The organism is Streptomyces sp. NPDC003691 (assembly GCF_053981115.1).
Genome location: NZ_JBSFNQ010000143.1, coordinates 1 through 12,392 on the forward strand (window position 1 = coordinate 1; position 12,392 = coordinate 12,392).

The following is a 12,392-nucleotide window of genomic DNA, read 5'->3' on the forward strand; positions in this document are numbered from 1 at the left end:
GAATGCCGCTTCCGCTCCGGCGGCGGCGAGTGGCTCCATGTCGAGTCCACCGTCAACCGCCATGCCTCTCCGGGCTCCGCCGCCCCCTGGGCGGTGGTCCCGGCACACCGGCACCGGCGCCGGACCGGGGTCCCCGGTGCGTTGCCGCTCTCCCGGGCCGAGGCCGTCCCTGGCGGCCCGGGCGGCCGGGGGTGCCGCCGCCGCAGATGAGCGGCGGCACCCGTGCCGGCACCGCGGAAGACGGTCACGGCGGCCCGTCCGCCGAGGTCACGGCCGCTCCTCCGCCGTCCCGTCCGGACGGGCGGCAACCGGCCCGCCCCGGGCGCGTGCCGTCCCGTCCGGGCCGGTGGCAGCCGGCCCGCCTCCGCCGCGCCCGGAGGGGCCGCCCCGGCCACATCCGGACCGGCCGCCGCGGACCGGACTCCAACAACCGGCCGCCGCGGGGCGGACGGCGCACGGACGGCGCAGGGAGGGCGTACGAGCGCCGTTCGCGCGGACCGCGCCTCGCCGGGCCGCCCGGCGGCGGCCCGGCGGCTCCGGCGGACGGTTCCGGCCGATTCCGCGCTCCCGTGACGAAGCGCCTACGCCCCGGATACGCTGAGGTGCCCAGTTCAGCAGGTGTGCGGGGCGGGGCAGTTGGGAATGAGCCGCGGAGGCGGCGGCGACGGGGCGATGGGGGCGGCAAGTGGCGGACGGATTCGACTTCTCTCCCGGGGCGCAGATCCCGATCCAGGGCGCGGCGGGCCAGACGGCCGCGACCAGCGCCCTGGCCTCGGCGGCGTACCGCGACAGCCCGGTCGCGCAGATCCTCGACGCCAACAACGACTGGCACAAGTCCGATGTGAAGAAGGGGAAGTTCTCCCTCTTCGAGCCCAACTTCGGGGAGGCGTTCTCCCGTGCGGTGCAGAACCGCACCCTCGGCGGCGGGCGGGGCGCGCTGATCCAGTCCTTCGGCACGGACGCCCGGATGGTGGTCGAGCACTGTCTGGCCGCCAACGGGCTGCGCAAGGAGCGCGACACCAAACTGACGGTGATCACCGCCGTCTGCGGGCTGCTCTTCCTGCCCGGGACGCTGCTCTGGATGGGCGTCTTCCAGCTCCGCCGTACGCTGGCCGGTGCCCAGGACAAGAAGGCCGGGGCGCTCGGCACGGTCCTGCTGCTCGCCATGGCCGCGGCCGCCGTGGTCCTCGTGGTCAACCTGCCCGCCCTGGGCCTCCTCGGCTACTACCTGCTGGGAATGATCGTCGCGCCGGTGGTCGGCTGGTTCCTGGCCAAGCGGATCTGCGAGAAGTCCGCGGTCGACATGCGGGCCCGCTGGGACGGGCTGCTGTCGGGCGGCGGGGTGACGGCCAAGGTGCCCGAGGCGGTACCCGGCAACCCCAACGAGAAGGGGCGCGAGGAGCTGCGCCAGGGCCTGGAGAAGCTCTCCGCCGAACAGCAGGCCAATTCGGTCTTCTACGCGGGCCCCAAGGGCATACTCGGCATGGGCACCCGCTGGGGAAGCTGGCAGATGGCCGAGGAGCTGGTGTCCCGGGAGCCGGGCAAGGAGATCAACCAGTTCCGCAGCTGGGACGTGATACGGGCGATCCACGACAAGCTGAAGCTGCTGGAGCGCGGTCCGCTGAACTCGGGCGGTTTCCCCACCCCCTCGGTCAAGCACTGGATCGTCTCGCCGGTGGCGGAGGGCGCGGGCGGGGTGTCCCGCCCCGACGGGCAGGACGTGGAGGCGTTCCAGGTCAAGCCGCACGAGATACAGCGGATCTGCAACCACCAGCAGTTCAGCGGCGGCAACCGGCACTACCTCGGAGTCCAGTTCGTCCTCTGGGACGGCCAGCTCGTGATCACCATGATGATCAACGTCACGGTCCTTCACGAGACCCTGCGGGTCGAGGTGACCGGTCATGCGCTGGGCCCGGTCCACGGTCTGTTCACCACCAAGTCGTCGCCCAAGACGAGGACCGTGAGCAAGACGATCCGCTTCTGGGAGACCCGGGACATCGTGCTGCCGCTGGTGGAGCCGAAGGAGGTGGTCCGGCTCGCGGTCCGCGCCCCCTTCACCTGGTACCCGCCGCTGCTGGAGTTCCTCGGCGGCAAGCTGGCGCTGCCGGAGCCCTTCGGACTGCGGCACGCCTGGGCCGAGCAGCCGTGGCGGCACCGCTTCATGGCCGACGACGCGATGCGCGCGGCCACCCCGGTGCTGAGGGTCGCCCATGCGGCGGCGCTCAAGGTGCTGGAGGAGAACGGCGTGGACACCGAGCGCTTCGGCAGCCGCTCCATGGCGGTCAGCGGCGCGGTCCAGGACCCGTCCCCCCGCAAGGCGGACCTCTACGACGCGTGACGCGCACGGCGGACGGGCCGCGACGGCAGTGCCGCGCGGCCCGTCCGCCGTTCCGGAACGCGTCCGGGGCGGCTCAGACCGGCCAGGCGGCGGCGAGCATCGCCCGGGTGTCGGCGAGCAGTTGCGGCAGGACCTTGGTGTGCCCGACGACCGGCATGAAGTTGGTGTCCCCGCCCCAGCGGGGCACGATGTGCTGGTGGAGATGGGCGGCGATACCGGCTCCGGCCGCGGTGCCCTGGTTCATCCCAATATTGAAGCCGTGGGCGCCGGACGCGGCGCGCAGCGCGGTCATCGCCCGCTTGGTGAAGAGCGCCAGCTCCGCCGTCTCGACCTCGTCCAGCTCCGTGTAGTCGGCGACATGGCGGAACGGCACCACCATCAGATGCCCGCCGTTGTAAGGGTAGAGGTTCAGCACCGCGTAGACGGCCGAGCCGCGGGCGATGATCAGCCCGTCCTCGTCGGATTTGCCGGGCAGGGAACAGAACGGACAGCCGTCGCCCGCCTCGGGCCCGCTGGGCTTGTTCTCGCCCTGGATGTACGCCATCCGGTGCGGCGTCCACAAGCGCTGGAACGCGTCCGGCGTCCCCACCCCGATCTGCTGTTCCGGCTCGTTCGTCATGCTGTGCAGCATATGGCGTGGACGGTGCGCCGCGTGTCGCCGGGGGCGGTCCCCCCGCCGTTGGCGATGCTGGTCCGGTGAACCCACCGAGAACGGTACGTACGCCTTGAACGGCCCGCACGCTCCCGGCGGCCCGGGAGGCCCGGAAGCCGGCCGGGACGGCGACGGGAACCGCGGTACGGGCGGTGGCCGGGACCGCGGTTCGGGCGGCGGTCCGGACGACGGGCCCGCCGGAGGCCGCGAGGACCGGATGTGGCGCTGGCGCCGCCGGACCGAGGCCCCGCTCTTCGTCGCCTCGACGGTGTTCCTCGGCTGCTACGCGGTCCGGATCCTCGACGACGACCTGCCCCCCGGCTGGCAGGACGCCCTGCTCGCGGTCACCTACACGACCTGGGCGATGTTCGTCGCGGACTTCCTGGTCCGCTGGCGGATCAGCGGCCGCGGGCTGTCCTTCGTCCGTACGCATCTGCTGGACGCGGTCGTGGTGGTGCTGCCGCTGCTGCGCCCGCTGCGGATCGTGGAGATCTACGACTCGGTCCAGCACCGCCACGAGCACGCCCGGCTCTCCCTGTACGCGCGGGTGATGTCGTACGCGAGCATGACCGCCGTGCTCCTCGGCTTCGCGGGCGCGCTCACGGTGTACGCGGCGGAGCGCTACGCCCCGGGTGCCACCATCAGGACCTTCGGTGATTCGGTGTGGTGGGCCTGCTCCACCCTGACGACGGTGGGGTACGGGGACGTGACGCCCGTGACGCCCAAGGGCCGGACCGTCGCCACGTTCATGATGGCCGGCGGGCTGGCGCTGCTGGGCGCGGTGACGGGTTCGTTCTCGTCGTGGCTGATCCAGCGGTTCGCGCTGGCCGAGGACAGAAGGCCCCCGGGGGGATCCCCCGGGGGCCTCTTCTGAACGTACGGGTTCCGAACCTACGGGTTCCGAACCTGCGGGCCCGGCCCGCGGCGGGTCAGACCTGGACGCGGTCGGCGACGACCTGTGCCAGCTTCGCCAGCGCCTGCTCGCGCGGGACGCCGTTCTCCTGGGAGCCGTCGCGGTAGCGGAAGGAGACCGTACCGGCGTTCATGTCCTCGTCACCGACGATGATCATGAAGGGGACCTTGAGCTTCTGGTGGTTCCGGATCTTCTTCTGCATCCGGTCGGACGAGGCGTCCACCTCGACCCGCAGACCGAGCTTCTTCGCGTCGGCGGCGAAGCCCTGGAGGTACTCGACATGGGCGTCGCCGATCGGGATGCCGACGGCCTGGACCGGGGCCAGCCACGGCGGCATGGCACCCGCGTAGTGCTCCAGCAGAACCGCGAAGAACCGCTCGATGGAGCCGAACAGCGCCCGGTGGATCATGACGGGCCGCTGCCGGGAGCCGTCGGGGGCGGTGTACTCCAGGTTGAACCGCTCGGGGAGGTTGAAGTCGAGCTGGATGGTCGACATCTGCCAGGTGCGGCCGATGGCGTCCCGCGCCTGCACGGAGATCTTCGGGCCGTAGAAGGCGGCGCCGCCCGGGTCGGGGGTGAGCGGCAGGCCCTGCTTCTCGGCGACCTCGGCGAGGACCCGGGTGGCCTCCTCCCAGGTCTCGTCCGAGCCGACGTACTTCTCCGGGTCCTTGGTGGACAGCTCCAGATAGAAGTCGGTCAGACCGTAGTCGCGCAGCAGGTTGAGCACGAAGGTGAGGGTGCGGTCCAGCTCCTCGGCCATCTGCTCGCGGGTGCAGTAGATGTGCGCGTCGTCCTGGGTGAAGCCGCGGGCCCGGGTCAGTCCGTGCACCACGCCCGACTTCTCGTAGCGGTAGACCGTGCCGAACTCGAACAGCCGCAGCGGCAGTTCACGGTAGGAGCGGCCCCGCGCGTCGAAGATCAGGTTGTGCATCGGACAGTTCATGGGCTTGAGGTAGTAGTCCGTACCACCGTCGAGCTGCATGGGGGGGTACATGCCCTCGGCGTACCAGTCGAGGTGACCGCTCTTCTCGAAGAGGGCGCCCTTGGTGGCGTGCGGGCTGTAGACGAACTCGTACCCCTCCTCCTCGTGGCGCTTGCGCGAGTAGTCCTCCATGGTGCGCCGGATGATGCCGCCGCGGGGGTGGAAGACGGCCAGGCCGGAGCCGATCTCGTCGGGCACGGAGAACAGGTCCAGCTCGGAGCCCAGCCGGCGGTGGTCGCGCTTCTCGGCCTCGGCGAGGAAGTCGAGATGGGCCTTCAGCTCGTCCTTCGACGGCCAGGCGGTGCCGTAGATCCGCTGGAGCATGGGGTTCTTCTCGCTGCCCCGCCAGTACGCGGCGGCGTTCCGCATCAGCTTGAACGCCGGGATCGCGCGGGTGCTCGGCAGGTGGGGACCGCGGCAGAGGTCCTTCCAGCACAGCTCGCCGGTCTTCGCGTCGAGGTTGTCGTAGATCGTCAGCTCGCCCGCGCCGACCTCGACGTCCGCGCCGTCGTCGCTGGAGGCGGCGCCCTTGAGGCCGATCAGCTCCAGCTTGTACGGCTCGTCCGCCAGCTCCTCACGGGCGGCCTCGTCGCTCACCACCCGGCGCGCGAAGCGCTGACCGCGCTTCTGGATCTCCTGCATCTTCTTCTCGACAGCCTTGAGATCCTCGGGCGTGAACGGCTTCTCGACGTCGAAGTCGTAGTAGAAGCCGTCCTTGACCGGCGGGCCGATGCCGAGCTTGGCCTCCGGGAACAGCTCCTGGACGGCCTGGGCCATCACATGGGCGGTGGAGTGGCGGAGGATGTCGAGACCGTCCGGGGAGGAGATCTCGACCGGCTCGATCTCCTCGCCGTCGACGAGCGCGTACGCCAGGTCCTTCAGCTCGCCGCCGACCCGGGCGGCGATCACGGAGCGCTCGCCGGCGAACAGCTCGGCGGCCGTCGTACCCGTAGTCACCACGCGCTCTTCCCGCTCGGAATCGCGTTGGATGATCACACGGACGTCGGACACCGGTTTCTCCTGACTGACAAGGGGGCGCTCCGGCGGACACCGGGCACCGTCGAATCGTACCGAGCCCGGGGCGGCCCTCGCGAAACGGTTTGGCCCGGGGCGTCCGGGCCGCGGCGGCGCGGGGCCGCCGCGCCGGTACCGGAGCCGGGCGGAACAGTGCCGCGCCGTGCGTCCGGAGCCGGGCGGAACGGTCCCGCGCCGTACGTCCCGCGCCGGGCGGAACGGTCCCGCGCCGTACGTCCCGCGCCGGGCGGAACGGTCCGGCGGTGTCTTTCGGCCCCGGGCGGCGGCCGGGCCGCCGGACCGCCCGGGCGGGTGCGGCGCGGGTGTCACACCTCGTCGCCGGGACCGGCGCGCAGCGATTTCAGCAGGCGCTCGGCCTCGGGGCCGTCGGCGGGCAGCGCGAGCACCCCGGAGGCGTCGGTGAGCCGGCGGAAGCCGCCCCGGCTCTCCAGCCGGCCGGTGACCCGGAGGGGCACTCCGGCCAGATGGGCCTGCCCGGCGACGCGGTACGCGTCCTCCTCCAGCACCGTACGGACCTGCGGCACCTCGGCACCCGTCAGCACCCGCAGTCTGACCGTGCCGGGGCCGCGCGGGCCGGGGCGGCGCAGTCCGACGACGGCTCCGGTGACCCGGACCGGAACGGACGGCTCACGGCGGACGTAGCGGGCGCTCGCCGCCCGCAGGGCGGGCAGGTCGCCGGGGGTGAACTCGACCGGCGACGGGCGTGCCGCGCAGTGGTCCGGCGGTCCGGCCGCCGGGGACCAGGCCAGCCGGACCGCCGCGCCCTCGGAGCCGCGGACCAGGGCGACGAGCCCTTCCGTCAGCTCCTGGCTGACGCCGACCGCCACGGCCGCGTCGTACGCCTCCATCCGGCCCGTCGCCCGCTGGTAGTCGGTGGCGTCCCGGGCGGCGGCGAGCGCTCCGTAGAGGGCGACGGCGAGGGCCCGTCCGCCGGCCACCGGCACCAGGGCGGTCAGGGAGCGGCCGCCCTGCCCGGGGGCGACGAGGACGCCGTCGAGGAGGGCCCGGGCCCGGCGGCGGTGCCGGGCGCCGTGGTAGCCGGCCCGGCCGTACGCGGCCAGGGCACCGGCCATCAGCAGTTGCCGGGCGGCGGTGCGCAGGGCTTCCTGCGCGGCCCACGGCACGGCGCCCGCCGGGCCCGGGGGCACCTCGCGCCACCAGTGGATCTCGTCGCCGGGGACGGTGAGGCCGGCGAGGACGTCCCGGGCCGACGGCACGGCGTCGCGGGCCAGGGCGGCGAGCGCCCCGAGGGCCTCGCCGACGAGGTCGGCGCAGTCCGGCAGGGCGCGGGTCTCGGGGACGAGCAGGCTGGTGCGCCCGCCGTCCGCACCGGGCGGGCTCCACCGGGCGTAGCGCCCGGCGGCGCCGCCGCGGCGGCGCCAGCCGTGCCGGTCGAGCAGGGCGCCGAGGACGGCCGGGTCGACCCGGGCGGGGTCGGGGCCCGCGGGGCCGGGCGGGGCGCCCGGGAAGGGCGGGGCCGCGGGCAGCGGCCGGAGCCGGGGCCGTACGGCGTCGTCCGGGGTGTCACCGGGAACGGGGATCACGGTCTGCCTCCCGACCCGACCCGCGCCATGATCTCCCGCAGCGCCCGGTCGTCGAAGATCCGCGCGGTGGGGATCCGTACCGTCGTCCGGCGCCGGCCCGTGGCGGACTGCCCGGCCAGATTGGTCCAGTAGCAGCAGTGGCGGAGTTCGAGCCGGTCGTGACCGGCCCGCAGCCAGTCCTCGGGGGCCCGGGGCACCAGCATCACCACCAGGATCCGGTGGACGGAGACGGGGGTACGGGCGAGCTTGGCGAGGTGGTCGTTGTCCAGGGTGAAGGGGAACGAGGGCCCCGGCGGGCGGGGCGGGATCCGGCCGGTGCACTTGAGCTGGACCTTGATGGTCACCTCGTCGTCCACGGCATGCTCCGCCGAGCCGTGGCTGACGTGCCAGTCGATGCCGTTGTCCGGGAAGGGCTGGGAGAGCGAGCAGCCCGCCGCGGCGGCGACGGCGTGCAGATAGCCGATCTGGAGCGTTTCCATGCAGGCGGTGACGGCGAGTGCGCCGCGCGGCGCCGCCGGCCGGGCACCGTCGTGCCGCGCCGGTCCCCCCGCGGCGCTCGGGGCCGCGGAGGAGGGGTGCGGGAGCGCCATGTTCTTCGGCCTTCCGGGGGATCCGTCCGATGTGCCGGTGTTCATGGCGGGCTGTCAGGTTCCGTGCCCGTCATGTGTGTTGTCACCGTCTTGCGTACGCGGCAAACGGTCCGGGTATCACCGATGCGGCAGAGGAAGCGCCATCTGCCGTACGCGTGCGAGGAGTTCGGGGATGACGAGCTGGTTCGAGGGCCCGCTGGCCGCTTTCGACACGGAGACCACGGGGGTGGACGTCGAGGAGGACCGGATCGTCTCCGCGGCCCTGGTGGTGCAGGAGGAGGCCGGCGCGCGGCCGGTGGTGACGCGCTGGCTGGTCAATCCGGGGGTGCCGGTGCCCCGGGCGGCCGTGGACGTGCACGGGCTGACCGAGGAGCATGTGCAGCGCAACGGCCGCTGGCCGGCACCGGTGATGGAGGAGATCGCGCGGGCGCTGGCCGAGCAGTGCGCGGCGGCCCGCCCGCTGGTGGTGATGAACGCGCCGTTCGATCTGACGCTCCTCGACCGTGAACTCCGGCGGCACCGCGCCACGTCGCTCTCCCGCTGCCTGGAGAACGTGCCGCTGTGCGTGCTCGATCCGAGGGTGCTGGACAAGCACCTCGACCGCTACCGGAAGGGCCGGCGGACGCTGACGGATCTCTGCGAGCAGTACGAGGTCGTGCTGGACGGGGCGCACGAGGCGGCGGCGGACGCGACGGCGGCGCTGGAGGTGTGCCGTGCGGTGGGGCGCAGGTTCGCGGCCCGGATGGAGCGGCTGTCGGCGGCCGAGCTGCACACCCTGCAGGCGGTGTGGCACGCGGGGCAGGCGCGGGGGCTCCAGGCGTGGTTCGCGCGCTCCGGTTCGCCGGAGGCGGTGGATCCGGCGTGGCCGCTCCGCCCCGAACTGCCCGCCGCGGCCTGACCCCGGCCCCGGCCCGGAGCGGGTGCGGAGATGAAGAAGGCCGGTCCGTCGATGACGGACCGGCCTTTCCCGGTGGGCGATACTGGGTTCGAACCAGTGACCTCTTCGGTGTGAACGAAGCGCTCTCCCACTGAGCTAATCGCCCGGGAACGGACCGAACAATACAGGTTGCGGCGGCCCGGCTTCAAATCCGGTGCCGGGTCCGGAGGTAGGCCGCCAGCCCACGGCGGCCCGCGCGCATCATCAGGGCGTGGTTGGCGCGCAGCAGCGGCCGGGCGGGCACGGTCAGCCGCCGCAGCAGCGGGCGGAGGACCTCCACCTCCTGTTCGTAGACCGCGCGGCTGCCGGGTCCCCGGGCGGTGACGGTCCAGCGGGCCGTGCCGCGCAGGTCGCCGCGGATCACGGCCTCCAGCACCCCGGCCCGCGGATCGCGGCGCACCTCGCGGATGCCGATGGTGAGTTCGTACGGCAGCAGGGAGCGGACCCGGACCATGCCGCGGCCCCTGCCGGGCGTCGTCGCCGCGCGCACCTGGGGCCACCAGCGGGGGTAGTCGGCGGGGCGGGCGAGTACCGCGAAGACCACGCCGGGCGGGGCGTCGAGGTCCCAGACGCTGCGGAAGCGGTAGCGGAACCGGTCCATGGCTCCAGTCTGCCGCGGCGGCCGGAGCGGGGGCGGCGGGCGCGGGGTTCGCGCAGGCCGGGGCGGGTCCGGCCGGTACTCATGCACCGTTCTGAGTATCCGCGCCCATGTGGCGGCCCTGTGTCATGGACCACACTCAGGTGCATGAATCCGTTCACACCGCCGTTGCCGCCCGCCGAGGAGCTGGCGCTCGTCGACCGGGAGTTGGCCCGGCTGGAGGCCCACCGGGCACAGCTGCTGATGCGCCGCGCCTGGCTGCTCGCCGCGCTCCGGGTGCCTGCCGCGCCGCGGGCCCGGGCGGGAGCCGGGACGCCGTACGCCGTCCCGGCAGGCGGCGGACCGGCGGGCGGCGGTACAGCCGCGGGCAGGGCGGGCGAGACCACGGGGCGGGGCACCCAGAACACGCTGCTGATCCTCGGCGGGGTGCTGCTGGCCGTCGCGGCGATCGCGTTCACGGTGCTGAGCTGGGGGTCCCTGGGGATCGGCGGCCGTGGTGCCGTGCTGGCGGCCGTGACGGCCGCCGCGCTCACCGCGCCGGTGCCGCTGCTGCGCCGCGGGCTGGGCTCCACCGCGGAGTCGGTGGCCGGACTGGGGCTGCTGCTGACGGTGCTCGACGCCTATGCCGTACGGCAGGCAGGGCTCGCCGGCGGGGACAGTGTGCTCTATGCGGCGGCGGCCGCGGCGGTGCTGGCGGCGCTGTGGGCGGGGTACGGGAGGCTGCTGCCCGGCCTGGTGCTGCCGCTGCCCGCCGCGGTGGTCGCCGCCCAGTTCCCGCTGCTGCTGTGGGCCGCGGCGGAGCAGGCGCCCGTGGGGTGGGCGGCGACGGCGACGGCCGGTTTCGATGTCGCGGTCGCCCTGTGGGCGTCCCGGCGGTCCGTCCGCCGGCTCGCGGCGGTCGGCGCCGTCGTGACCGGCGGCCACGCGGTACTGGCCGCCGTGACGGAGTCCGTACTGGCGCAGCGTCCGGCCGAGACGGCCGGACCGGCACTGCACCTGACGGTGATCGCGGCGATCGCGCTGGCCGCCGCGGCGCGGTCCGGGCGGGCCGCGGTGCCCGCCGCGGCGGCCGGGGCGGTCCTGGTCCTGGCGGCGGGCGGGCCGCTGCGGGAGCTGCTGCCCCCGGACTGGGCGGTGCTTGCCTACGCCCTGCCCGCGGCGGCCCTGACGGCGGCCGCCGGGACGAGGCTGCCCCGGAGCATCGCCGGGGGCCTGGCCGGAGCGGGAGCGGGGGCACTGGGTGCGGCGGTGCTGCTGACGCTGCCGCTGACGGTGCTGGCCCTGACGGGTCCGGTGACGGCGCTGCCCGGTCTGTGGCGGGGCGCGCCCGGTGACGCCTACACGGCCGTGGGGGCCGAGCTGAGCCATGCGTTCTTCGCTCCGGCGCCGCTGCTCCTGCTGCTGGCGGCCGGGGCCGCGGAGTACGTCCGGCGGGTACGGTTCCGGGCGGCGGACCCGGAGGCTGCGGACCCGGCGGCTGCGGCTCCCCGGGACGTCCGCCCGGCGGCCTGGGCGCGGATCGTCGCGGCGGTCCTGCTGTGGGCGGCCCTGGCGACGGTGCCGGCGGCCGTGCGGATGGAGTACCCGGCGGCGGTGGCGTACGGCCTGCTGCTGGCCCTGGCGGCGTTCGCCGGGGCCGCCCGCGGGCGCGCCGTCCCGGTCCCGGTGGCCCTGATCTGCGGGCTGCTGGGAGCGGTGGGCACCGCCGGGCTGGCGCTGTCGAGCAGGCCCGCGACCTTCGCGGTGCTCGGGGTGCTGCTCGTGGCGTCGGTGGCGGCCGCGGCGGTGACCCGGTCCGGGGCCGCGGTACAGGCCGTGTTCGCGGTGGCCGCGGCCGGGTTCGGCGGCTGGCTGCTGCTGGCCGTGGCCCGGGCGGCGGAGCTGACGGCGGCCGGGGCGGGGCTGCTGCTGATGCTGGTTCCGGCGGTGGCGTGCGCGGTCGCCGCCCGGGGACCGGGGAACGGGGAACCGGCGGAGGAGGGCACCGCGCCGGCCGCCCCGGTGGTGGCGCTGGAGACCACGGCGGCGGTCGCGGGCGCGACGGCCGTGCTGCTGGCCTCGGGGAACCTGCCGATGACCGCCCTGCTGCTGGGGCTGGCCGGGGTGATCGCCGCGGCGACCGCGCTCCGTCCCGAGCGGCGCCGCCCGGCCGGGGCCACGGCCGCGGCGCTGTTCGTGCTGGCTTCCTGGGCCAGGCTGGCCGCCTGGGAGGTGACGGCCCCGGAGGCGTACGCGCTGCCGGTCGCGGCGCCCGCCCTCGCCGTCGGCGTGCTGCTGCGCCGCCGCGCTCCGGAGACCTCGTCCTGGACGGCGTACGGCCCCGGTCTGGCCGCCGGCCTGCTGCCGAGCCTCTTCGCGGTCTGGGGCGACCCGGGCCCGCTCCGGCCGCTGCTGCTGGGTGCCGCGGCCCTTGCCCTCACCCTGCACGGCGCCCGCGGCCGGCTCCAGGCCCCGCTGGTCCTCGGCGGCACGGTCCTGGCCCTGGTCGCCCTGCACGAGCTGGCGCCGTATGTGGTGCAGATGGCCGGTCTGTTGCCGCGCTGGCTGCCCCCGGCGCTCGCGGGGCTGCTGCTCCTGGTGGTGGGCGCGACGTACGAGCAGCGCCTGCGGGACGCCCGCCGGCTCCGCGACAGCGTCCACCGGATGCGTTAGGCCGCCTTCCGGATCCTGCCGGGCTCGCCCGATCCGCTGATCCGCTGATCCGCAGGAAACTCCCCGGGCGTCCCGGCCCGGGGCGGCAGGCTCCCCCTCCCGCTGTTGGAAACCCCGCAGAACAAATGGTTCGCCTACTGCGAGGGTCAGC

The 12,392-nt window shown here is 74.6% G+C and carries 10 protein-coding genes and 1 tRNA gene; 5 read left to right on the forward strand and 6 right to left on the reverse strand.

Annotated features, from left to right (window positions below; translation table 11 throughout):
- Together ACWDR0_RS33000 and ACWDR0_RS33005 are read left to right on the forward strand one after the other, a co-directional pair.
- The coding region (locus tag ACWDR0_RS33000; RefSeq protein WP_456355510.1) for a hypothetical protein at positions 1-210 on the forward strand (210 nt) is incomplete at its 5' end.
- A gap of 475 nt (positions 211-685) precedes the next feature.
- The gene (locus tag ACWDR0_RS33005) at positions 686-2,338 is read left to right on the forward strand and encodes a hypothetical protein (protein WP_456355511.1); all 1,653 of its coding nucleotides are present in this window, start codon (positions 686-688) and stop codon (positions 2,336-2,338) included.
- Positions 2,339-2,411: 73 nt separating this feature from the next.
- Here ACWDR0_RS33005 and ACWDR0_RS33010 read toward each other — a convergent pair whose 3' ends face one another.
- Complete coding sequence (locus ACWDR0_RS33010; protein WP_456355512.1) at positions 2,412-2,969, reverse strand: HIT family protein; 558 nt, start codon at positions 2,967-2,969, stop codon at positions 2,412-2,414.
- Positions 2,970-3,207: 238 nt separating this feature from the next.
- On the opposite strand from ACWDR0_RS33010, the gene ACWDR0_RS33015 reads away from it, so the two are divergent.
- On the forward strand, positions 3,208-3,864 hold the full coding sequence (locus ACWDR0_RS33015) for a potassium channel family protein (protein WP_456355517.1): 657 nt from the start codon (positions 3,208-3,210) through the stop codon (positions 3,862-3,864).
- Between the two features lie 55 nt (positions 3,865-3,919).
- Here ACWDR0_RS33015 and thrS read toward each other — a convergent pair whose 3' ends face one another.
- The 3 genes from thrS to ACWDR0_RS33030 all read right to left on the reverse strand — a co-directional run bounded on the left by thrS (position 3,920) and on the right by ACWDR0_RS33030 (position 7,943).
- Entirely contained in the window at positions 3,920-5,896 is a 1,977-nt protein-coding gene (gene thrS / locus ACWDR0_RS33020) for a threonine--tRNA ligase (RefSeq protein WP_456355513.1), read from the reverse strand.
- Between the two features lie 329 nt (positions 5,897-6,225).
- A complete protein-coding gene (locus ACWDR0_RS33025; RefSeq protein ID WP_456355518.1) occupies positions 6,226-7,461 on the reverse strand; it encodes a hypothetical protein in 1,236 nt (411 codons plus the stop codon).
- Positions 7,461-7,943 (reverse strand): DUF4365 domain-containing protein, encoded by a 483-nt coding sequence (locus ACWDR0_RS33030; protein WP_456355519.1) that lies wholly within the window; start codon positions 7,941-7,943, stop codon positions 7,461-7,463. The genes ACWDR0_RS33025 and ACWDR0_RS33030 overlap by 1 nt, the downstream gene beginning before the upstream one ends.
- 283 nt (positions 7,944-8,226) lie before the next feature.
- Between ACWDR0_RS33030 and ACWDR0_RS33035 the strand changes: the two genes are divergently transcribed.
- Entirely contained in the window at positions 8,227-8,952 is a 726-nt protein-coding gene (locus ACWDR0_RS33035) for an exonuclease domain-containing protein (RefSeq protein ID WP_456355514.1), read from the forward strand.
- A gap of 73 nt (positions 8,953-9,025) precedes the next feature.
- Here the strand turns inward: ACWDR0_RS33035 and ACWDR0_RS33040 are convergent.
- Together ACWDR0_RS33040 and ACWDR0_RS33045 are read right to left on the reverse strand one after the other, a co-directional pair.
- Positions 9,026-9,097 (reverse strand) — tRNA-Val (locus ACWDR0_RS33040).
- A gap of 39 nt (positions 9,098-9,136) precedes the next feature.
- Positions 9,137-9,592: an SRPBCC family protein gene (locus ACWDR0_RS33045; protein ID WP_456355515.1), complete on the reverse strand. Its 456-nt coding sequence runs from the start codon at positions 9,590-9,592 to the stop codon at positions 9,137-9,139.
- A 144-nt stretch (positions 9,593-9,736) separates the two neighbouring features.
- Between ACWDR0_RS33045 and ACWDR0_RS33050 the strand changes: the two genes are divergently transcribed.
- Positions 9,737-12,241: an SCO7613 C-terminal domain-containing membrane protein gene (locus ACWDR0_RS33050; RefSeq protein ID WP_456355516.1), complete on the forward strand. Its 2,505-nt coding sequence runs from the start codon at positions 9,737-9,739 to the stop codon at positions 12,239-12,241.
- The last annotated feature ends 151 nt before the right edge of the window (positions 12,242-12,392 follow it).